Consider the following 20,249-nt stretch of genomic DNA (forward strand, 5'->3'; position numbering starts at 1 on the left):
CGCATGCGCTTCCGTCAGTTCCGATCACGTCCCGAACCGACCCGGTCGGGCTGTGAACCGGGGTGTGGAAGCGCCCGGACTGACACGATCCAGTACGGCCGAGAGCCGCCGCCGACGGCGTCCCGTACGCCCGGCGCCGCGCCCCGCCCTGCCGTGACGTGCACGTTTGCCGTCCGGCTGACAGAGAACCTCGGTTGTTTCCCGCCATTTCGAGCCCCGAAACACGGGTTCCGGTGTGACTTACGCGACGGATCACCCGCCCCGCCTGCACTCCTGGCCTCGCAAGGCGTAGCCTTAATTCCCGCTGTCCATCATCTTGTGAAGCGGAAGAGGGCGGTTGCCGCCGTGTCGCCACAGTCCCCCAGTAACTCGAGCTCCCCCAGCCTCCGGCCGGGAGGCGCCCCCACGACCGAACAACCCGGGCAGGGTCACGACCCCGCCGCGGCTTTCGGCGCCAATGAGTGGCTCGTCGACGAGATCTATCAGCAGTACCTCCAGGACCCGAACTCGGTAGACCGCGCCTGGTGGGACTTCTTCGCCGATTACAAGCCGGGGGCTGCTGCCACGCCGGCTCCGGCGGATACCGCAGCCCCGGGCACGCAGGCCGAGAAGCCCGCGACCCCGGCCGCGGCCGTCCCGAGCGCTCCGGCCCCGCAGGCCGCCGCCGCTCCCCCGGCCACGCCTGCGCAGCAGGCTCCCGCCGCACCGGCCCGGGGCACCACCGCACAGGGTGCCCCCGCGCCGGCCAAGGCCGCGGCGCCCGCGAAGGCGCCCGCCGCCGCGGCCCCCGCGCCGGAGGCCACCGCCGGCCCGGAGTTCGTGACGCTGCGCGGCCCGTCGGCCGCCGTCGCCAAGAACATGAACGCCTCCCTGGAACTGCCCACGGCCACGTCCGTGCGCGCCGTCCCGGTGAAGCTGCTGTTCGACAACCGCATCGTCATCAACAACCACCTGAAGCGCGCCCGGGGCGGGAAGATCTCCTTCACGCACCTCATCGGGTACGCGATGGTGCAGGCCATCAAGGCCATGCCGGCCATGAACAACTCCTTCGCGGTGAAGGACGGCAAGCCCACCCTGGTCAAGCCCGAGCACATCAACCTCGGGCTCGCGATCGACCTGGTGAAGCCCAACGGCGACCGCCAGCTCGTCGTCGCGGCCATCAAGAAGGCCGACACGCTCAACTTCTTCGAGTTCTGGCAGGCGTACGAGGACATCGTCCGCCGCGCCCGGGACAACAAGCTGACCATGGACGACTTCACCGGGGTCACGGTCTCCCTGACCAACCCCGGCGGCATCGGCACCGTGCACTCCGTGCCGCGTCTGATGCCCGGCCAGTCCGTGATCATGGGCGTCGGCGCGATGGACTACCCGGCGGAGTTCCAGGGCACCTCCCAGGACACCCTGACCAAGCTCGGCATCTCCAAGGTCATGACGCTCACGTCGACCTACGACCACCGGGTCATCCAGGGCGCCGCCTCCGGCGAGTTCCTCCGGGTCGTCGCCAACCTGCTGCTCGGCGAGAGCGGCTTCTACGACGAGATCTTCGAGGCGCTGCGCATCCCCTACGAGCCGGTCCGCTGGCTCAAGGACATCGACGCCTCGCACGACGACGACGTCACCAAGGCCGCCCGCGTCTTCGAGCTGATCCACTCCTACCGGGTCCGCGGCCACGTCATGGCCGACACCGACCCGCTGGAGTACCGCCAGCGCAAGCACCCCGACCTGGACATCACCGAGCACGGCCTCACCCTGTGGGACCTGGAGCGGGAGTTCGCGGTCGGCGGCTTCGCCAGCAAGTCCATGATGAAGCTGCGCGAGATCCTCGGCGTGCTGCGCGACTCGTACTGCCGCACCACCGGCATCGAGTTCATGCACATCCAGGACCCCAAGCAGCGCAAGTGGATCCAGGACCGCGTCGAGCGCCCGCACTCCAAGCCGGAGCGCGAGGAGCAGCTGCGCATCCTGCGCCGCCTGAACGCCGCCGAGGCGTTCGAGACGTTCCTCCAGACCAAGTACGTCGGTCAGAAGCGGTTCTCGCTGGAGGGCGCGGAGTCCGTCATCCCGCTGCTGGACGCGGTCATCGACTCGGCGGCCGAGTCCCGGCTGGACGAGGTCGTCATCGGGATGGCCCACCGCGGCCGTCTCAACGTCCTCGCGAACATCGTGGGCAAGTCGTACGCGCAGATCTTCCGCGAGTTCGAGGGCAACCTCGACCCGAAGTCGATGCACGGCTCCGGCGACGTGAAGTACCACCTGGGCGCCGAGGGCACCTTCACCGGTCTCGACGGCGAGCAGATCAAGGTCTCGCTGACGGCCAACCCCTCGCACCTGGAGGCCGTCGACCCGGTGCTCGAAGGCGTCGCGCGGGCCAAGCAGGACATCATCAACAAGGGCGGCACGGACTTCACGGTCCTGCCGGTCGCCCTGCACGGTGACGCGGCCTTCGCGGGCCAGGGCGTCGTGGCCGAGACGCTGAACATGTCGCAGCTGCGGGGCTACCGCACCGGCGGCACGGTCCACATCGTCATCAACAACCAGGTCGGCTTCACCGCCGCCCCGGAGTCCTCCCGCTCGTCGATGTACGCGACGGACGTGGCCCGGATGATCGAGGCCCCGATCTTCCACGTCAACGGGGACGACCCCGAGGCCGTGGTGCGGGTGGCGCGGCTGGCGTTCGAGTTCCGTCAGGCGTTCAACAAGGACGTCGTGATCGACCTCATCTGCTACCGCCGCCGCGGGCACAACGAGACGGACAACCCGGCCTTCACCCAGCCGCTGATGTACGACCTGATCGACAAGAAGCGCTCGGTGCGCAAGCTGTACACCGAGTCCCTGATCGGTCGCGGCGACATCACGCTGGAGGAGGCCGAGCAGGCGCTCCAGGACTTCCAGGGCCAGCTGGAGAAGGTCTTCACCGAGGTCCGCGAGGCCACCTCGCAGCCCGGTGAGGTGCACAGCCCCGACCCGCAGCCCGAGTTCCCGGTGGCCGTCACCACGGCGGTCTCGCAGGAGGTCGTCAAGCGGATCGCCGAGTCCCAGGTGAACATCCCCGAGCGGGTCACCGTCCACCCGAGGCTGCTGCCGCAGCTCCAGCGCCGGATGGCGATGGTGGAGGACGGCACGATCGACTGGGGCATGGGCGAGACCCTCGCCATCGGCTCGCTGCTGATGGAGGGCACCCCGGTCCGGCTGTCCGGCCAGGACTCCCGCCGGGGCACCTTCGGCCAGCGGCACGCGGTCCTGATCGACCGGGCGACCGGCGAGGACTACACCCCGCTGCTCTACCTGTCGGACGACCAGGCCCGGTACAACGTCTACGACTCGCTGCTGTCCGAGTACGCGGCGATGGGCTTCGAGTACGGCTACTCGCTGGCCCGCCCGGACGCCCTCGTCATGTGGGAGGCGCAGTTCGGCGACTTCGTGAACGGCGCGCAGACCGTGGTGGACGAGTTCATCTCCTCCGCCGAGCAGAAGTGGGCCCAGACCTCGGGCGTCACCCTGCTGCTGCCGCACGGCTACGAGGGCCAGGGCCCGGACCACTCGTCCGCCCGCCCGGAGCGCTTCCTCCAGCTGTGCGCGCAGAACAACATGACGGTCGCGATGCCGACCCTGCCGTCGAACTACTTCCACCTGCTGCGCTGGCAGGTCCACAACCCGCACCACAAGCCGCTGGTCGTCTTCACCCCGAAGTCGATGCTCCGGCTGAAGGCCGCGGCGTCGAAGACGGAGGAGTTCACCACGGGTGGCTTCCGCCCGGTCATCGGCGACACCACCGTGGACCCGGCGGCCGTCCGGAAGGTCGTCTTCTGCGCGGGCAAGGTCTACTACGACCTGGAGGCCGCGCGGATCAAGCGCGGTACCCAGGACACCGCCTTCATCCGGATCGAGCGGCTGTACCCGCTGCCGGGCGCGGAGCTCCAGGCGGAGATCTCCAAGTACCCGAACGCGGAGAAGTACCTCTGGGTCCAGGAGGAGCCCGCGAACCAGGGTGCGTGGCCGTTCATCGCGCTGAACCTGATCGACCACCTCGACCTCGCGGTCGGCGCGGACGTCCCGCACGGCGAGCGGCTGCGGCGGATCTCCCGCCCGCACGGTTCGTCGCCCGCGGTCGGTTCGGCGAAGCGGCACCAGGCCGAGCAGGAGCAGCTGGTGAACGAGGTGTTCGAGGCGTAACGCCCCCGGCACGTCCGTGAGGAGGCCCGGGTGTCCGCGATCGCGGACGCCCGGGCCTTCCCGCGTTCCCGGGGCCGTACCCTGAAGGGACCAACACGTGGTCCTGAGCAGGAGCGGAACCTTGTACTTCACCGACCGGGGCATCGAGGAACTGGAGAAGCGGCGCGGCGAGGAGGAAGTCACCTTCGAGTGGCTCGCCGAGCAGTTGCGCGCGTTCGTGGACCTGAACCCCGATTTCGAGGTTCCGGTGGAACGCCTCGCGACGTGGCTTGCCCGCTTGGACGACGAAGAGTAGCCCTTCGGCTGCGCTGACCCGTGCGGGTGCGTGGGGGTTGCCCGCGCCGTTCCCCGCGCCCCTGAGGTACATCCACCTGCGGGTGCGCTGGCCCGTGCGGGTGCGCGGCGCTGTTGCGCAGTTCCCCGCGCCCCTTGTCGGGGCCGCTCCGGCTCGGGTGCGCTGGCCCGTGCGGGTGCGTGGGGGTTGCCCGCGCCGTTCCCCGCGCCCCTGAGGTACATCCACCTGCGGGTGCGCTGGCCCGTGCGGGTGCTGTGGCGGCGGGGCGGACGGCGGCGACGAGAAGTCCCCGATCCAAGGGGCGCGGGGAACTGCGCAAACCACCCAGCGCACCGCACGGGACAGCGCACCCCCAGGTGGACGCACCGGGAAGGGGCGCGGGGAACTGCGCGAAGCCGCAGCGCACGGCGCAGAGCAGCGCACCCCGGCGGAACGCACCCGAAGGGGGCGCGGGGAACGGCGCGAGCAACCACAACGCACCCGCACCGGAACTCCGCGGGGAACCGCACCCTCACCGCGTACGGCGCAACCCCCACACCCCAGAGGCAACGAGAACCCCACCACCCAACACCCAGGACCCCCGCCGCCGCCGAAGGCCCATGAGCAGCAGCGGCGCACCCCCCACCACCTGAACCACCGCGGCCCCCCGCAACGGCACCGCCCACCACACCACGTCGACCACCTCGTACCGCGCCGCAACGGCCCACAGCACCCCCGAGGGAGCCCCGGGCGCCAACCCACGCGGCAGCGCCAGCCCCGTCCGCGCGAGCACCGCGACCAGCCCGATGAGCCGCGCCCGCGCATCCGCGTCGGAGTCCGGCCGGGCCAGCTCCTCCAGCGCCTGCACGTCCAGCACGGGGTCCAGCCCGAGCCGCAGCGCGAACGTGTGCAGGGCCTCCGCCTCGCCGACCGGCGTGCCGCCCGCCAGCCACTCGAAGGCCACGGGCCGCCGGAACCCGGACGCGAGCACGAAGCCGCTGTGCCCGGGGTCCCACCACAGCGCCAGCACGGCCCACTGACCGCCGACGGCCAGCGCCCCCGCCCAGCCGGTGACCACCCGGTCCACGGGATCGCCGCCGTCCGCCCAGGGCGTCGTCCCGGGGACCAGCGCCGTCCACCCCTCCCCCGCGGCGACGCACCGGAAGGGTTCGCGCAGCAGCCGGGCCGCGGCGGTGACGGTCTCGGGGGCCGCCCGGCAGAGCAGCAGCGCCCCGGTCGCGGAGCTCGGGTCGAACGCCATGTCCCCACGCTAGATCACCACGGGACGAACCGCCGCGCACAGTGCATTCCGGCGCACCTCGGCACACCCCGGTCCACCGGCGGAACGCGAAGGTCACCCCTTCGGGTACTTGACCCCGACGATCCGCGATATATCGTGTATTGCAGAAGACGCGATATGGCGCGTCCAGTCCCGACCGAGGGAGGTTCCATGTCCGAGTGGTCCGTCGCCGAGCCACAACAGCTCAGCCTCGACGCCCCGGTCACGGCACTCCACGTACGCATCGTCAACGGAACGGTGAACGTGGTGGGTACCGAGGAGAGTTCCGCCCGGCTCCAGGTGTCCGAGATCGAGGGCCCGCCCCTGGCCATCACCCATGAGGACGGCGTCCTGACCGTGGCGTACGACGACCTCCCCTGGAAGGGCTTCCTGCGCTGGCTCGACAACAAGGGCTGGCGCCGTAGCGCGGTCGTGTCCCTGACGGTCCCGACCGGCACCCGGGTGGAGGTGGGCGTCGTCGGCGCCGGAGCCGTGATCTCCGGCATCGCGGGGCGTACGGACGTCCGGGGCGTCACGGGCGACACCACGCTCGTCGGCATGGACGGCCCGGTCCGCACCGACACGGTCTCCGGGAACATCGAGGCGCAGGCCCTGACGGGCACCCTCCGGTTCCACTCCGTCTCGGGCGATCTGACCGTCGTCGAAGGCTCCGGCACCAGAGTGCGGGCGGACTCGGTCAGCGGCTCCATGATCGTGGACCTCGATCCCACCGGCCGCCCCGCAGACGTCGAGCTGCACAGCGTCTCCGGCGAGATCGCGATCCGGCTGCCGGACCCCGCCGACGCCGAGGTCGAGGCGAACACCGCGAGCGGAGCCGTGTCGAACCACTTCGAGGGCCTACGGGTCAGCGACCAGTGGGGCGCCAAGCGCATCACCGGCCGCCTCGGCGCGGGCACCGGCAAACTCAAGGCCAGTACGATGTCCGGTTCGATCGCCCTGCTCCGCAGACCCGGCGCCGAGCACCCAGGCGCCCCGCCCTCCGCCGCCCCCGACGGGGTCGACGCCGACCGGAAGGTGATGTGACATGCCCCCCGTCTTCGCCCACGGCCGACTGCGCCTCTACCTCCTCAAGCTCCTGGACGAGGCCCCCCGCCACGGGTACGAGGTGATCCGCCTCCTGGAGGAACGCTTCCAGGGGCTGTACGCACCGTCCGCCGGGACGGTGTACCCCCGCCTCGCCAAGTTGGAGACGGAGGGGCTGGTCACCCACACCACCGAGGGCGGGCGGAAGGTCTACTCCATCACGGAGGCGGGCCGCGCCGAGCTGGCCAATCGCCAGGGCGAGCTGGTCGACCTGGAGCTGGAGATCCGCGAATCCGTCGCGGAACTCGCCGCGGAGATCCGCGACGACGTGCGCACCTCGGCGGGCGACCTGCGCCGCGACATGCGCGCGGCGGCCCAGCAGGCACGGACCTCCGGCGGCACGACGGGCGGGCCGGGCTTCCCCGACCCCTCCGGTCTCCTCGACGGCTCGTGGGGCGACCCACAGGCGTGGCAGAGCGCCAAGGAGGACCTGAAGCGCGCCAAGCAGGAGTGGAAGGAACAGGCCCGCCGGGCGAAGGACGAGAGCCGCCGGGCCCGTGACGAGGCCCAGCGGGCCCGCCGCCAGGCCAAGGAGGCCCAGACCCAGGCCCAGCAGGAGGTCCAGCGGATCGCCAAGCGGGTCCAGGAACAGGTGCAGTCCCACTTCCAGCGCGGCGATTGGCCCACAGGGGTCCGCGAGGGCCTGTCGGAACTGGTCAAGGAGTTCGGCGAGTTCGGGCAGACCCGCCCCACCCGCGAGACCGACCCCACCGCGGAGACCGACCGCGTCCCGAAGCCGGACCCCCCAGTGGAGCCCGACCTCACCGCGAAGCCGGACGTCACGGCGGAAGCCGACCCCGGGACGGCTCCGCCCGAGTACAGCGAGGTTCCGTCCGCCTTCCCGGCGGGCTACGCCCCGGAGTGGTCCGAGCAATCCCCTTCGGACAACCCGGCCCGCGACCTCGACCGCCTACTGGACCGCTTCCGCGACGACATCCGTGACGCCGCCCGCGATCACGGCGTCACGGAGGCCCAGTTCCGTACCGCGCGCCGTCACCTCTCCACCGCCGCGGCCCACATCGCCGCAACGCTGACGACCAGGACCCCGGAGGACCGGAGTTCCTGACGGCAGGGCCGCGTCCCGCACGGACGCGGGGCGGCCCCGTGGACAGCACCTGCTGTCCACGGGGCCGCCCCTTCCCTCACGCAGCTCGTCCAGCGCCCCCGTCTCCGCTTCCGAACGAGCCCGCGGACAGCACCTTCCACACCTCCGGCAGCCCCACCCCGTGGTCGGCGAGGACTTCGGAGACCACTCCGGGGTGGGCCGTCAACGCCAACAACAGGTGCTGGTCGCCGATCTCCCGCTCCCCGCGCTCCAACGCCATCCGCAGCGCCCCCTTCACCACGGCCTTGGCCCCCGAGGAGAACGCGGGCCCCGAGAACCAGCCGCGGCGCGACGACGGGGGCGCCCCCCGGCCCGCCCCCGGTTCGAGCGCACCGGCACCGTGCCCTTCCTCCACCCGATCCACGATCTGCTCGACGTCGATCCCGAGGCCGGCCAGGGCCTCGGATTCGGCACGGGACAACCCCGCCCGCCGCCGTGCGTCGGCCAGCGCCCGGACCAGGGAGTCCCGCCGCCGGTCGACATCGAGGGCGACCAGGACGGACGACGCCCGGCCACCCGTACGGTCCAGCAGCGCGAGCAACAGGTGCTCCGCCTCCACCTGCCGCTTTCCCTGCAGTGCCGCCTGTTCGGCCGCCCCGACCACCACGGCCCGTGCGTCCCCGGTGAACCGTTCGAACATCACTGCCTCCCGTGCTTCTTGTGCACCGCTTGCCGACTGACCCCCAGCTCCGTGGCGATCTCCTGCCAGGACCACCCCTGTTGGCGGGCACTGCGCACCTGCACGGCTTCCAGGCGCTCCAGCAGCCGTCGCAGCGCGACGACGGCCCGCAGGCCGACCCGGGGGTCACGATCACCGGCTCGCGCGGCGAGATCCGTTGCTTCGGTCATGACGTCAACGTACATTGACAAGCGCCTCACGTCAATCAAAGTTGACATGTGTCGACGTCGAAGCCACGCGAGCCGGTGCGGGTTCGAGCCGGACGGTCAGTCGGTCGATGACGGGGTCTGCTTCATCTCGTCCACCACGGCCCGCTTCAGAACGGCATGGGTGTGGGTCACCTGGCCGGGCTTGATCAGCCCCTCGTCCTCCGGGCGCTCCTCGACCTGGACCGTACGGGAGCCCAGGAACACATGGGTCTTCTTGTCGAAGATCCATTCCTCGCGCTGCCCGCCGAACTCGTCCAGCCGGGCCACCGCCACCCCCTCGCGCCCCACCGCGTCCACCGCCTTCGGCACGACGACGACACCGGGGATCTTCTCGGCGGCCTTGAACAAGGCCGGGTAGAGCTTCGCGGGCGGATAGCTCTCGCCGAGCAGGTCCCCGATCGTGGTGAACGCCTGCTGGTCGGGGGAGTTGCCCTGTCCCTTCGTCTCCTTGTAGATGCGGGCGAGCAGTTGATCGGGGTCGGTGGTCAGATCGGCCAGGTAGTCGTACGAGGGATTGTGCAGACCGGCCACCGGGACGTTGCCCTTCTCGTCGGTGCCGCTCAGCGTCTCCCCCTCGGGGCCGTCGTTGACGGAGGGGTCGATCAGCCATCCCTTGGTGCCGTCGGCGGACTTCCAGACCTGGCGGCGGTGGAGCGCGTGGCTGCCCAGGGAGACCTCGTCCCCGACGTGCTTCAGATGGACGCCGGCCGCCTTGGACTCGATGTAGACGTACTGTCCGGGCCGCATGTTCGGACGGGGCGTCTTGGCGGCGGCCAGGGAGATCCGGTCGAGCAGCTGCGGCATCCCCTTGGTGGTCGCGGTGCCGATGTCCACGGTCGGGAGCGCGGCGGTGGCGGCACCACCGTCCCGCACCCCCTCACCGTCGTCCTTGAGGACGCCGGCCACGACCACCCCGGCCAGTGCGGCGGCCATCAGGGGCAGGGTGACCGCCGGGCGGGGCAGCCGGAAGCGGCGCCCCCCGTCCGGGACCGTCGTCGTCTCACGCTGTTCCTGCTGGATGCGGGCCATCAGACGCTCCTTGTGGAGTTGGTGGCGGCCCGCCGGCAGGTCACGCGCCGTCCGGGACAGGAGTTGTGCGTCCTGTTCCCCTTCGGGCGGGGCCTGTCGGGGCGTGTGCGCGTTCATCGGTTTCCTCCCTGCGCGGGCCGGATCACGTGGGTGTGATCACCTCTTGTCTGTCGGGCGGGGCGACCGCCTTCCCGTTTTCCGGGCACTTCCTCGAAGGATCTCCTCGGCACCGGGCGGATCGGTTCCTCCTCGGCGAACGCCCGTAGCTTCTTGCGGGCCCGGGAGAGTCGCGAGGCGACGGTCCCCACCGGAATCCCGAGGGCCTCCGCCGCGCTCTCGTAGTCCAGCCCCTCCCCCAGGCAGAGGGCCACCACCTCGCGTTCCGGTCTGCGGAGCTTGGCCAGGGCACCGAGCGCCTTCGCCAGCAGTCGCCGGTCGTCGACCCGCGCGGCCACCTCGTCGGCATGGTCGGGCACCGCGAGTTCCGCGGCTGCGGCGGCGCCGGCGGCGGCCCGGTAGCGTCGATTGCTCCGGTACTGGTTGCGTGCGGTGTTGGTGGCGATGCCCAGCAGCCAGGGCCGCAGGGAGCCGCCTTCCGGCTCGACCCGGTCCCGTAGCCGCCACGCCTCCAGGAAGGTCGCGGCCATCACGTCCTCGGCCGTGGACCAGTCGGCAGTCAGTCGGAAGGCATGGTTGTACACCGCGCGGGCATAGCTGTCGAACAGCTCCGCGAACGCGGTCGATTCCCCGGCCCGCACCCGGGTACGCATATGAGTGCTCACAACGATGAGCTGTCCGGCACCACCGACCGACTTCCCGTGACCCTCGTCACCTCGCATCCCGTCCGGGTACGCGGATACCACCCCGTGGTGGTGCCGCAGGAGCTACACGGTCAGCACGATCTTCCCGAACAGGTCACCGGTGAGCATCCGTTCGAACCCTGCTCGGGCCCGGTCCAGGGGCAGCACCTCGTCGATCACCGGACGCACGCCCGTCGCGGCGCAGAACGCGAGCAGGTCCTCCAACTCGTCCTTGGAGCCCATCGTGGAGCCCACGATCCGCAGCTCCAGGAAGAACACCCGGGTCAGTTCGGCATGTGAGGGCGCGTCACCGCTGGTGGCGCCCGAGATGACCAGGGTGCCGCCGGGCCGCAGCGACTTGATGGAGTGCGACCAGGTGGCGGCCCCCACGGTCTCGATCACCGCGTCCACCCGTCGCGGCAGCCGCGCCCCCGTGGGCAGCGCCTCCACCGCCCCCAGTTCAAGGGCGCGTTTGCGCTTGGCCTCGTCGCGGCTGGTGGCGAAGACCTGGAGCCCGGCGGCCTTGGCCAGCACGATCGCGGCGGTCGCGACCCCGCCGCCGGCGCCCTGGACGAGCACCGAATCCCCGGGGCGCACCCCGGCGTTGGTGAAGAGCATCCGGTAGGCGGTGAGCCAGGCCGTGGGCAGACAGGCGGCTTCCGCGAAGGAGAGGCCGGCGGGCTTGGGCAGCACGTTCCACACCGGCACGGACACCTGTTCGGCGAAGGTGCCCTGGTACTTCTCCGTCAGCAGGGAGCGCCCCTCGTGGGGCCCCACCCCGTGCCCGGTCTGCCCGATGACGGAGTGCAGGACGACCTCGTTGCCGTCCCGGTCGACCCCCGCGGCGTCGCAGCCGAGGATCATCGGCAAGGTGTCCTCGCCGAGCCCCACCCCGCGCAGGGACCAGAGGTCGTGGTGGTTCAGCGAGGCGGCCCGGACGTTCACGGTGGTCCAGCCGTCCCGGGCCCCGGGGGCGGGACGTTCCCCCAGCTCCAGCCCGTTCAGTGGTTGATCACGGTCAATGCGAGCGGCGTAGGCAGCGAACATGCCCGCGACGATAGGCCCGACCGCCGTCCCGCAGGAACGCCCGGCCCGGGTGACGCGCAGCACCCTGCGCCACGAGCGCCCGACCGGACCCGCACGAAGGGCCCTGCCCCGGGATTCCTCCCGGGGCAGGGCCCTTGTACGACTGCCGAACGGGCTATCGGCGTGCGACGCCCTCGGCGCGGGCCGCCGCGGCGACCGCCGCGGTGACCGCGGGGGCCACCCGCTCGTCGAACGGCGAGGGGATCACGTAGTCGGCGGCGAGTTCGTCGCCGACGACCGCCGCCAACGCATCGGCAGCCGCGATCTTCATCCCCTCGGTGATCCGGGAGGCCCGCACCTGGAGCGCGCCGGCGAAGATGCCGGGGAAGGCCAGCACGTTGTTGATCTGGTTCGGGAAGTCGGAGCGCCCGGTGGCCACCACGGCCGCGTACTTGTGGGCGACCGTGGGGTGCACCTCGGGGTCCGGGTTCGCCATCGCGAACACGAAGGACCGGGGCGCCATCGAGGCCACCGCGGCCTCGGGCACCGTTCCCCCGGACACCCCGATGAACACGTCCGCCCCGGCCAGCGCGGCATCGAGGCCACCGCTGAGGCCGGCCCGGTTGGTGATCTCGGCGAGCTCCTGCTTGGCGGGGTTGAGGTCGTCCCGGTCCCGGCTGACGATGCCCTTGCGGTCGGCGACCGCCACGTCCCCGATGCCCGCTTCGAGCAGGAACTTGGCGATGGCGACCCCGGCGGCACCGGCCCCGGAGATGACCGCGCGCAGGTCACCGAGCGTGCGCCCGGTCAGCTTCGCGGCGTTGCGGAGGGCGGCGAGGGTGACGACGGCCGTGCCGTGCTGGTCGTCGTGGAAGACCGGGATGTCCAGCCGCTCCTGGAGCTTGCGCTCGATCTCGAAGCAGCGCGGCGCCGAGATGTCCTCCAGGTTGACGCCGCCGAAGGACGGGGCCAGCCGGACGACGGTCTCGACGATCTCGTCCGCGTCGGTGGTCGCGAGGGCGATCGGCACCGCGTCGACCCCGGCGAACTGCTTGAAGAGGATCGCCTTGCCCTCCATGACGGGCAGGGACGCCTCGGGTCCGATGTCGCCGAGCCCGAGCACGGCGGTACCGTCCGTCACCACGGCGACGACCTGCGACTTCCAGGTGTAGTCGTGGACGAGATCGGGCTGCTCGGCGATGGCGCTGCACACCCGGGCGACGCCGGGGGTGTACGCGAGGGACAGCTCGTCCTTGTCGCGGACGGGCACGGTCGCCTGGATGGCCATCTTGCCGCCCCGGTGGAGGGCGAACGCGGGGTCGAAGGAATCGAGGGGCTCACCGTCGCCCTCGAATCCCGCACTGCCCTTGCCGCGCGTGCCCCCGTCGACGCCGGGTGCGCTGTTGTCGCTGTCGCTGCGAGGATTGACGATCTCCGCTGCCACTTGTCTTGCCCCTTAATTCTTAAGCCTGAGGGTGACCACTCCTGGTAAAGGGGTGGGCGGGCACCGTGCCGGATCCGTTGTCCTCGAAGCCCGGAGCGGAAGCCCGGAGCGCTTCGAACACGCAACTGCCTGTGACGCATGCGGACCTGACACGACGGGCGCGCCGCACGCGCGCCCTGAGCCCCTGATGAGGGGTGTAAAGAACCTTCATACCGGACGGACCGCTTGACGGACGAGTCCGGGGCGGCACGGTGACGTGACTCATACGCGAATTTCGTGAACATATGGACAAGACCGCGACGGGTCGCCATCTCTGCACGATCGTCCCGACTGGTCTGTTCGCGCACGCTCGGTCTCGCCGAAGATTTTTCGGCCCGGGATGATCAGTCCCGCAGAAGGTCCGGTCGGGATGTACCGGCCTGTCGGGATTCGGGGGTGACCCGTTATCCGATTTTGACATAGCGGGCCGACTGTTTGACCAGGCACGAATGGCAAGATGCCGTAATCACACGTGGTCGCGACACCCGAAGGTGTGTGCCCGCCGACCACCGGCACCTCACCCACTCGCCGGAGGATTCACCATGACCGCACGCTCCACCCGTCGCTCGTTCGCCGCGAAGTCCGGGCAGTCACGGCTCGCCGCGATCGGCGCGATCGCGGTCGCCGGCTCGCTGCTGCTGACCGGCTGCGGCGACCAGACGAAGGCGAAGGACAAGTCAGAGGCGGGCGACGACGTCAAGGCCGCCGCTCCGCTCGCCGACAAGCTCCCCCAGGCCATCCGGGACAAGGGTGAGGTCAAGGTCGGTTCGGACATCGCCTACGCGCCGGTCGAGTTCAAGGACAAGTCCGGCAAGACGGTCGGCATCGACCCGGACATCGCCGCCGCGATCGGCAAGCAGCTCGGTGTGAAGTTCACCTTCGAGAACGGTACGTTCGACACCCTCATCACCGGTCTGCGGTCCAAGCGGTACGACGTCGCCATGTCCGCCATGACGGACACCAAGGACCGCCAGAACGGCGTCGACGGCGACACGGGCAAGAAGGTCGGCGAGGGCGTCGACTTCGTCGACTACTTCAACGCGGGCGTCTCCATCTACACCCTCAAGGGCAAGACCCAGTCCATCGCGACCTGGGACGACCTCTGCGGCAAGAAGATCGTCGTCCAGCGCGGCACGGTCTCCCACGACCTCGCCAAGGACCAGGCGAAGAAGTGCCCGTCCGGCGAGAAGCTGAGCGTCGAGGCGTACGACACCGACCAGCAGGCCCAGACCCGACTGCGCTCCGGTGGCGCGGACGCCGGCTCCGCGGACTTCCCGGTCGCCGCGTACGCGGTGGAGACCTCCGGCGGCGGCAAGGACTTCGAGCTGGTCGGCGAGCAGGTCGAGGCCGCCCCGTACGGCATCGCGGTGGCCAAGGGCAACACCGAGCTGCGGGACGCCATCAAGGCCGCGCTCGACGCCATCATCAAGAACGGCGAGTACGCCAAGATCGTCGCCAAGTGGGGCGTCGACGGCGGCGCCGTGAAGGCGGCCGTGGTCAACGGCGGCAAGTGACCCCGCGCCCGCGCTGAAGCCGCCAAGGCCACCGAAAGGCAAGATCCGTGTCCGTTGACATCGGCAAGACGGACGGTGCTCCCCCGAGCCCGCCGTCCTCCCGGCCGGAAGCCATCAAGGCCGTTCCGGTCCGGCACTACGGTCGGTACGTCGCCGCCCTGATCGCCGTCGCCCTGCTCGCGTCGATCGTCTACGCGTTCGCCCAGGGCAAGATCAACTGGGGTGCCGTCCCCGACTACTTCTTCGACGACCGCATCATCAAGGGCGTGGGCAGCACCCTGGTGCTGACCGCCCTGTCGATGGTGATCGGCATCGGCGGCGGCATCCTCCTCGCGGTGATGCGCCTGTCCAAGAACCCGGTGACCTCGTCCATCGCGTGGTTCTACATCTGGTTCTTCCGGGGCACCCCGGTCCTGGTCCAGCTGTTCGTCTGGTTCAACCTGGGCCTGGTCTTCGAATACATCAACCTCGGCTTCGTCTACAAGGACTACTGGTCGAGCTTCATGACGCCGTTCCTGACGGCGCTGCTCGGCCTCGGTCTCAACGAGGCCGCGTACATGGCGGAGATCTGCCGGGCCGGCCTGCTGTCGGTGGACGAGGGGCAGACCGAGGCGTCGCACGCCCTGGGCATGAGCCACTCCAAGACCCTGCGCCGCATCGTCATCCCGCAGGCCATGCGCGTGATCGTGCCCCCGACGGGCAACGAGGTCATCAACATGCTCAAGACGACCTCACTGGTGTCGGCGGTGCAGTACTACGAACTACTCAAATACGCCACGGACATCGGTCAGACCTCGGGCTCCCCGGTCGAGATGCTGTTCCTCGCCGCCGCCTGGTACCTGATCATGACCTCCGTGCTGAGCGTCGGCCAGTACTACATCGAGCGGTACTACGCCCGCGGCTCCAGCCGTCAGCTGCCGCCCACGCCCTGGCAGAAGGTCAGGAAGCACGTGTTCTCCCTGTCCAGCCGAAAGGGGGCCACGGCATGACCGCGATGGTGAAGGCCGAAGGCGTCCACAAGTCCTACGGCAACGTCGAGGTCCTCAAGGGCATCGACCTGGAGGTCGCGACGGGTGAGGTGTTCTGCCTCATCGGCCCGTCCGGCTCCGGCAAGTCGACGTTCCTGCGCTGCATCAACCACCTGGAGAAGGTCAACGCCGGGCGGCTGTACGTGGACGGGCAGCTCGTCGGCTACCGCCAGAAGGGCCACAAGCTGTACGAGCTCAAGGACAGCGAGGTCGCCCTCAAGCGCCGTGACATCGGCATGGTCTTCCAGCGCTTCAACCTGTTCCCGCACATGACGGCGCTGGAGAACGTCATGGAGGCACCGGTCCAGGTCAAGCGGCAGTCGAAGGCCCAGGCCCGGGAGCGCGCCCGGGAGTTGCTGGAACGGGTGGGCCTCGCCGACAAGGCGGGCAACTACCCCTCGCAGCTCTCCGGCGGTCAGCAGCAGCGGGTGGCCATCGCCCGTGCCCTGGCGATGGACCCGAAGCTGATGCTGTTCGACGAGCCGACCTCCGCGCTCGACCCGGAGCTGGTCGGCGACGTGCTGGACGTGATGCGGGACCTCGCGGAGTCGGGCATGACGATGGTCGTGGTCACCCACGAGATGGGTTTCGCCCGTGAGGTCGGCGACTCGCTGGTCTTCATGGACGGCGGTGTCGTCGTCGAATCGGGCGATCCGCGCGAGGTCCTGACGAACCCCCAGCAGGAGCGCACCCGGTCCTTCCTCTCGAAGGTCCTGTAGCCCCCGCCCGCACCACCCGGCACGAACCGCGAGGTGCGCCCCCGCCCGGGGCGCACCTCGCATTCGTCGTCCTCCCACCAGGCGTCCCGCCGCAGGGCGTCCCCGGCAAGGCGTCCTACCGCAGGGCGAGGACCATCGCGTCGGACGGCGAGGCCCACACCCCCCGCGCCTCGGCGAACCCGCCCTCCCGCAGCGCCCGCACGTGCCAGTCGAGCGAGGGCGTGTCCCCCTCCGCGTGCTCACCGAAGATCGCGAACCGCCGTGCGGTGGCCTCGGCGAGCACCGGGTCCCGTCCGACCACCTCCCACCAGGCGGCCCAGTCGAGCGCCCCGGCCTCCCGCTCCCGCTCGCGCCGCCCCCGGCGCAACGCGGCGTCCGCCTCGTTGATCCGGGGCGTCAGCTCGTCGATCATGTGGTCGGCGTTCATGAACGCACCGCCGTCCCGGACGACCCCGGCGAGCTGTCCGTACAGCGCAGCGAGCGGTTCCCGGTGCAGCCAGTGCAGGGCGGTCGACGTGAGGACCGCGTCGTAGGAGTCGTGCGGCAACTGGTCCCACCAGTCCGGTGCGGTCAGGTCGGCGGTCACGAAGGAGACACGGTCATCGCCCGCGAAGGTGCCTTCGGCGATCATGAGGAGCGCCGGATCGAGATCCACCCCGGTACTTGTCGCGTTCGGGAACCTCCGGAGCAGCCGATCCGTAATACTCCCCGTACCGCATGCGAGGTCGAGCACCCGGGGTTCGGGGCCGGCGATCGCCTCGACCATGTCCAGCATGACCCGGAACCGCTCCTCGCGGTCCGGCATGTACCACTCCTGCTGTCGGTCCCAGCTCCGCTGCCAGGCTCGCCAGTCGGTTCCGGTCGTGGTCCCGGTCATTCGTCCCGTACCTCTCCTGCGCGGCCGTTCGGGAGGCGCACCCGGTCCCGTTCCGACCCGGCGGGCCGTTCCGGGCGCAGCACCGAGGAACCACCCGATGAACGTAATACCCTTGGGCAATGAGCAACCATTACCCATTGCCTTCACGACCATAGACGGCGCCCGTAAGGACTACAAGTGGAACTCGCCTATTACTCGGACTATGCCGTACGCCTGGTCAACAGCGAGGAACCCGAACGGGGCAAGGACGCGCTGACGTCGGTCGAGGCCGTGCGGGACCTGTTCGGCGCCAACAAGTCCGCCGCGCGACGGGCCACGGACACCGACGTGACGCGGCTGCGCTCGGTACGGACCCGGCTGCGCTCGGTCTTCGAGGCGGCGGACCGCGGCGACGAGACCCTGGCGGTGGACCTGCTGAACTCCCTGCTGCTGGAGTTCCCGGTGAGCCCGCAGATCTCCGGCCACGACTACCGCGACGACGACGGCCGCCCGCTGTGGCACATGCACCTCGCGGACCACCCGTCGAACGCGACCGCCGGGTACGCGGCCATCGCGGCGATGGGCCTCGCCATCCACCTCACCGAGTACGGCGTCGACCGCCTGGGCCTGTGCGAGGCCGCGCCCTGCCGCAACGCCTACCTCGACACCTCGACCAACCGCTCCCGGCGCTACTGCTCCGACCGCTGCGCGACCCGGGCCAACGTGGCCGCCTACCGCGCCCGCAAGCGCCTGGAGGCGGAGCGCGCCGACACCGGCCGCACGGCGGTCAGCGCCCAGCCGAGCGCCCCGCTCCAGGACCGCTGACCGGAGGTCCGGCGCCGCGGCCGGTACCGCCCGAGGACCCGCCCCAGGACGAACTCCTCGGGCACCGTTCCGTACACCGTGCTGTCCCCGCCCGCCGTCGGGTTGTCCGCGAGGACCCACCACCCGCCGCCGCGCCGCTCCACGGCCCGCTTCACGACGAGCAGGTTCTGCTGGAGCGGATGGCGCAGCACGACGACCTGTCCGGGCCGCACCCGGGCCCCGTAGCGCACCAGCAGCCGGTCCCCGCCGTACAGCGTCGGCACCATCGAGGGCCCTTCCACCTCGGCCAACCCGAACAGCGCACGGGCCTCCCGCTCCTGTGCCGCTTCCGGCATCGCATACCTCCCGGTCCGTTCCGCCACCAGTCCGAATCCCGCCCGGACTTTCGTCCTAGGCCCCCGGGGGCGCTCGCAAAAACCCCTTCCCCACGGAGTAATGTCCCACCTGAGAAGACGATCACGAGGAAGGACCGCTCCATGCTCTCCCGCCTATTCGCCCCCCGGGTGAAGGTCAGCGCACACTGCGACCTGCCCTGCGGGGTCTACGACCCGGCCCAGGCCCGCATCGAGGCCGAGTCGGTCAAGGCCGTGCAGGACAAGATGGCCGGCAACGACGACCCGCACTACCAGGCTCGCGCGACGGTCATCAAGGAGCAGCGCGCCGAGCTGGCCAAGCACCACGTCTCGGTCCTGTGGAGCGACTACTTCAAGCCGCCGCACTTCGAGAAGTACCCCGAGCTGCACCAGCTGGTCAACGACACCCTCAAGGCCCTGTCGGCCGCGAAGGCGTCCACCGACCCGGCCACCGGGCAGCAGGCGCTGGACTACATCGCCCAGATCGACAAGATCTTCTGGGAGACCAAGAAGGCTTGATCACCGGTCGACGGCGCCGCAGGCCGCCGTGCGGTCGACGCGACACCGAGAAGGGCCCGCCCGGGCAGGATCTCGCCGGGCGGGCCCTTCTGTGCGTCCCGGTGCACCGCCGGGCCCGACCGACCGGGTCGAGCCGTCCGCTCAGGGGTGGCGGCCCGCCAGGACGCAGAATTCATGACCTTCCGGGTCGAGCAGGACGATCCAACTCACCTCGCCCTGCCCGACATCGGCGTGTCGAGCGCCCAGGTCGAGCAGTCGACGGACCTCCTCGTCCTGCGACCGGTCGGTGGGGTTGACGTCGACGTGGAGCCGGTTCTTGACGGTCTTGCCCTCGGGCACCCGTGCGAAGGTCAGCGTCGGGGGCACCGGGCCCGGGCGGTTCCTGCCCTCGGGCACCAGGGGGGAGCCGATGGTGACGACGTCGTCGCGGTCGTCCCGTACCTCGTAGTCGAGGACCGCACACCAGAACCGGGCGAGGGTCCGGGGGTCGGCGCAGTCGATCTCCAGGTCGGTGAACTTGCTGGCCATGTCGGGACCTCCCCCTCAGGACGCGGCGGGTTCCCGCCACATCGGCCACATCGTCGGACCGTCCGGCAGCTCCAGCACCGGTTCGCGGACCTCGAAGCCCAGGCGTCGGTACAGGTCCCGGCTGCGGGCGTTGCTGGCCTCCAGGTACGCGGCCGTGCCCGCCCGGTCGCACCGTTCGAGGACCGGCCGGATCAAGGTGGTGCCCAGCCCCTGGCTCCGACGGTCCGGGTCCACCGCGATCATCCACAGGTACTCGTGGGCGGCGTGGGTGGGGTGGAGGCGCCCGGTGAGCCGGCCGACCTGCTCGATCCGTTCGTTGCCGGGGTCGACCGCCTCCCGCATCAGCGCGGGCCCGTCCACCCCGTCCGGGTCCTCGTGGCCGCCCTCGGGCATGCTCAGCCACAGGGCGACGGCGGACCCGTCCTCGGTGAGGTCCACGCGGCCCGCCTCCAGCACGATGTCCAGGATGCCCCCCATCATCAGCCGGTGCTTGTGGCGGAAGTCCCCTTCGGCCGGGAACACCCACTGGCTGACCGGGTCCCCCCGGAAACCCCGGTCGAGCAAGCCCACCACGGTCTCCCGGTCCGTGGCCCCCGCCGTCCGAATCCCCACACTCATCACTGCCGCCTTCCCGTCAACATCCGCATCGGAAGCCACAATTGAACCTCACGCGGGGTAACGGGGCGGTGAGTGACCTGGCCGGACGGGCGGGGGCGAACCGCGCGGGCGCCCAACGGCCCCGCGGT

Annotated in this window: 20 protein-coding genes; 9 read left to right on the top strand and 11 right to left on the bottom strand. The window is 70.6% G+C overall.

The genetic code is table 11. From position 1 onward, the window contains the following. Positions 1-345 precede the first annotated feature (345 nt). Positions 346-4,173 (top strand): multifunctional oxoglutarate decarboxylase/oxoglutarate dehydrogenase thiamine pyrophosphate-binding subunit/dihydrolipoyllysine-residue succinyltransferase subunit, encoded by a 3,828-nt coding sequence (locus ACFWIA_RS26475; protein ID WP_387009222.1) that lies wholly within the window; start codon positions 346-348, stop codon positions 4,171-4,173. A gap of 121 nt (positions 4,174-4,294) precedes the next feature. Then, entirely contained in the window at positions 4,295-4,468 is a 174-nt protein-coding gene (locus ACFWIA_RS26480) for a DUF6104 family protein (RefSeq protein ID WP_387009284.1), read from the top strand. A gap of 511 nt (positions 4,469-4,979) precedes the next feature. Here the strand turns inward: ACFWIA_RS26480 and ACFWIA_RS26485 are convergent. After that, positions 4,980-5,708, bottom strand: a complete 729-nt coding sequence (locus ACFWIA_RS26485; protein ID WP_387009224.1) for a hypothetical protein — start codon at positions 5,706-5,708, stop codon at positions 4,980-4,982. A 189-nt stretch (positions 5,709-5,897) separates the two neighbouring features. On the opposite strand from ACFWIA_RS26485, the gene ACFWIA_RS26490 reads away from it, so the two are divergent. Both ACFWIA_RS26490 and ACFWIA_RS26495 read left to right on the top strand, forming a co-directional pair. Beyond that, positions 5,898-6,770, top strand: a complete 873-nt coding sequence (locus ACFWIA_RS26490) for a DUF4097 domain-containing protein (RefSeq protein WP_387009226.1) — start codon at positions 5,898-5,900, stop codon at positions 6,768-6,770. Between the two features lies 1 nt (position 6,771). Further along, entirely contained in the window at positions 6,772-7,896 is a 1,125-nt protein-coding gene (locus tag ACFWIA_RS26495) for a helix-turn-helix transcriptional regulator (RefSeq protein WP_387009228.1), read from the top strand. A 76-nt stretch (positions 7,897-7,972) separates the two neighbouring features. Here ACFWIA_RS26495 and ACFWIA_RS26500 read toward each other — a convergent pair whose 3' ends face one another. The 6 genes from ACFWIA_RS26500 to ACFWIA_RS26525 all read right to left on the bottom strand — a co-directional run bounded on the left by ACFWIA_RS26500 (position 7,973) and on the right by ACFWIA_RS26525 (position 13,122). After that, positions 7,973-8,575, bottom strand: coding sequence for a Clp protease N-terminal domain-containing protein (locus ACFWIA_RS26500; RefSeq protein WP_387009230.1), 603 nt, complete (start codon positions 8,573-8,575; stop codon positions 7,973-7,975). After that, positions 8,575-8,784 (bottom strand): helix-turn-helix domain-containing protein, encoded by a 210-nt coding sequence (locus ACFWIA_RS26505; protein WP_387009232.1) that lies wholly within the window; start codon positions 8,782-8,784, stop codon positions 8,575-8,577. Before ACFWIA_RS26505 ends, ACFWIA_RS26500 begins: the two co-directional genes overlap by 1 nt. Before the next feature lie 96 nt (positions 8,785-8,880). Continuing rightward, on the bottom strand, positions 8,881-9,969 hold the full coding sequence (locus tag ACFWIA_RS26510; RefSeq protein WP_387009234.1) for a CU044_5270 family protein: 1,089 nt from the start codon (positions 9,967-9,969) through the stop codon (positions 8,881-8,883). Continuing rightward, complete coding sequence (locus tag ACFWIA_RS26515) at positions 9,966-10,622, bottom strand: RNA polymerase sigma factor (protein ID WP_387009236.1); 657 nt, start codon at positions 10,620-10,622, stop codon at positions 9,966-9,968. The genes ACFWIA_RS26510 and ACFWIA_RS26515 overlap by 4 nt, the downstream gene beginning before the upstream one ends. Before the next feature lie 114 nt (positions 10,623-10,736). Further along, positions 10,737-11,699 (bottom strand): zinc-binding dehydrogenase, encoded by a 963-nt coding sequence (locus ACFWIA_RS26520; RefSeq protein WP_387009238.1) that lies wholly within the window; start codon positions 11,697-11,699, stop codon positions 10,737-10,739. A 154-nt stretch (positions 11,700-11,853) separates the two neighbouring features. Next, positions 11,854-13,122 carry an NADP-dependent malic enzyme gene (locus ACFWIA_RS26525; protein WP_387009240.1) on the bottom strand — a complete coding sequence of 423 codons (1,269 nt, stop codon included), beginning with the start codon at positions 13,120-13,122 and terminating at the stop codon, positions 11,854-11,856. A 581-nt stretch (positions 13,123-13,703) separates the two neighbouring features. On the opposite strand from ACFWIA_RS26525, the gene ACFWIA_RS26530 reads away from it, so the two are divergent. From ACFWIA_RS26530 to ACFWIA_RS26540, 3 genes are read left to right on the top strand one after another with little or no spacing between them, the layout of a single operon-like run. Then, the gene (locus ACFWIA_RS26530; RefSeq protein WP_387009242.1) at positions 13,704-14,675 is read left to right on the top strand and encodes an ABC transporter substrate-binding protein; all 972 of its coding nucleotides are present in this window, start codon (positions 13,704-13,706) and stop codon (positions 14,673-14,675) included. 47 nt (positions 14,676-14,722) lie between these two features. Then, the gene (locus ACFWIA_RS26535; RefSeq protein ID WP_387009244.1) at positions 14,723-15,664 is read left to right on the top strand and encodes an amino acid ABC transporter permease; all 942 of its coding nucleotides are present in this window, start codon (positions 14,723-14,725) and stop codon (positions 15,662-15,664) included. Further along, complete coding sequence (locus ACFWIA_RS26540) at positions 15,661-16,422, top strand: amino acid ABC transporter ATP-binding protein (protein ID WP_387009246.1); 762 nt, start codon at positions 15,661-15,663, stop codon at positions 16,420-16,422. The genes ACFWIA_RS26535 and ACFWIA_RS26540 overlap by 4 nt, the downstream gene beginning before the upstream one ends. Before the next feature lie 115 nt (positions 16,423-16,537). Here the strand turns inward: ACFWIA_RS26540 and ACFWIA_RS26545 are convergent, their stop codons facing one another. Continuing rightward, positions 16,538-17,299, bottom strand: a complete 762-nt coding sequence (locus tag ACFWIA_RS26545) for a class I SAM-dependent methyltransferase (protein ID WP_387009248.1) — start codon at positions 17,297-17,299, stop codon at positions 16,538-16,540. 177 nt (positions 17,300-17,476) lie between these two features. On the opposite strand from ACFWIA_RS26545, the gene ACFWIA_RS26550 reads away from it, so the two are divergent. Further along, positions 17,477-18,103, top strand: coding sequence for a CGNR zinc finger domain-containing protein (locus tag ACFWIA_RS26550; RefSeq protein ID WP_387009250.1), 627 nt, complete (start codon positions 17,477-17,479; stop codon positions 18,101-18,103). Here the strand turns inward: ACFWIA_RS26550 and sodX are convergent. After that, the gene (sodX, locus tag ACFWIA_RS26555; RefSeq protein ID WP_387009252.1) at positions 18,010-18,438 is read right to left on the bottom strand and encodes a nickel-type superoxide dismutase maturation protease; all 429 of its coding nucleotides are present in this window, start codon (positions 18,436-18,438) and stop codon (positions 18,010-18,012) included. The two genes, ACFWIA_RS26550 and sodX, sit on opposite strands and share 94 nt — an antisense overlap. A gap of 141 nt (positions 18,439-18,579) precedes the next feature. On the opposite strand from sodX, the gene sodN reads away from it, so the two are divergent. Continuing rightward, positions 18,580-18,975 carry a superoxide dismutase, Ni gene (gene sodN / locus ACFWIA_RS26560; RefSeq protein ID WP_387009254.1) on the top strand — a complete coding sequence of 132 codons (396 nt, stop codon included), beginning with the start codon at positions 18,580-18,582 and terminating at the stop codon, positions 18,973-18,975. Between the two features lie 141 nt (positions 18,976-19,116). On the opposite strand, the gene ACFWIA_RS26565 is transcribed toward sodN, so the two are convergent. After that, positions 19,117-19,503 carry a VOC family protein gene (locus ACFWIA_RS26565; RefSeq protein ID WP_387009256.1) on the bottom strand — a complete coding sequence of 129 codons (387 nt, stop codon included), beginning with the start codon at positions 19,501-19,503 and terminating at the stop codon, positions 19,117-19,119. A 15-nt stretch (positions 19,504-19,518) separates the two neighbouring features. Further along, on the bottom strand, positions 19,519-20,121 hold the full coding sequence (locus ACFWIA_RS26570; RefSeq protein WP_387009258.1) for a GNAT family N-acetyltransferase: 603 nt from the start codon (positions 20,119-20,121) through the stop codon (positions 19,519-19,521). Positions 20,122-20,249 lie beyond the last annotated feature (128 nt).

Source organism: Streptomyces sp. NPDC127068 (genome assembly GCF_042724695.1).
Classification (GTDB): domain Bacteria; phylum Actinomycetota; class Actinomycetes; order Streptomycetales; family Streptomycetaceae; genus Streptomyces.

Excerpts from the sequence above, each read along its gene's own strand:
- ACFWIA_RS26485 (WP_387009224.1), bottom strand. The coding sequence starts at position 5,708 with ATGGCGTTCGACCCGAGCTCCGCGACCGGGGCGCTGCTGCTCTGCCGG.
- ACFWIA_RS26490 (WP_387009226.1), top strand. The coding sequence starts at position 5,898 with ATGTCCGAGTGGTCCGTCGCCGAGCCACAACAGCTCAGCCTCGACGCC.
- ACFWIA_RS26495 (WP_387009228.1), top strand. The coding sequence starts at position 6,772 with ATGCCCCCCGTCTTCGCCCACGGCCGACTGCGCCTCTACCTCCTCAAG.
- ACFWIA_RS26500 (WP_387009230.1), bottom strand. The coding sequence starts at position 8,575 with ATGTTCGAACGGTTCACCGGGGACGCACGGGCCGTGGTGGTCGGGGCG.
- ACFWIA_RS26505 (WP_387009232.1), bottom strand. The coding sequence starts at position 8,784 with ATGACCGAAGCAACGGATCTCGCCGCGCGAGCCGGTGATCGTGACCCC.
- ACFWIA_RS26510 (WP_387009234.1), bottom strand. The coding sequence starts at position 9,969 with ATGAACGCGCACACGCCCCGACAGGCCCCGCCCGAAGGGGAACAGGAC.
- ACFWIA_RS26515 (WP_387009236.1), bottom strand. The coding sequence starts at position 10,622 with ATGCGTACCCGGGTGCGGGCCGGGGAATCGACCGCGTTCGCGGAGCTG.
- ACFWIA_RS26520 (WP_387009238.1), bottom strand. The coding sequence starts at position 11,699 with ATGTTCGCTGCCTACGCCGCTCGCATTGACCGTGATCAACCACTGAAC.
- ACFWIA_RS26530 (WP_387009242.1), top strand. The coding sequence starts at position 13,704 with ATGACCGCACGCTCCACCCGTCGCTCGTTCGCCGCGAAGTCCGGGCAG.
- ACFWIA_RS26540 (WP_387009246.1), top strand. The coding sequence starts at position 15,661 with ATGACCGCGATGGTGAAGGCCGAAGGCGTCCACAAGTCCTACGGCAAC.
- ACFWIA_RS26545 (WP_387009248.1), bottom strand. The coding sequence starts at position 17,299 with ATGACCGGGACCACGACCGGAACCGACTGGCGAGCCTGGCAGCGGAGC.
- sodX (WP_387009252.1), bottom strand. The coding sequence starts at position 18,438 with ATGCCGGAAGCGGCACAGGAGCGGGAGGCCCGTGCGCTGTTCGGGTTG.
- sodN (WP_387009254.1), top strand. The coding sequence starts at position 18,580 with ATGCTCTCCCGCCTATTCGCCCCCCGGGTGAAGGTCAGCGCACACTGC.
- ACFWIA_RS26565 (WP_387009256.1), bottom strand. The coding sequence starts at position 19,503 with ATGGCCAGCAAGTTCACCGACCTGGAGATCGACTGCGCCGACCCCCGG.
- ACFWIA_RS26570 (WP_387009258.1), bottom strand. The coding sequence starts at position 20,121 with ATGAGTGTGGGGATTCGGACGGCGGGGGCCACGGACCGGGAGACCGTG.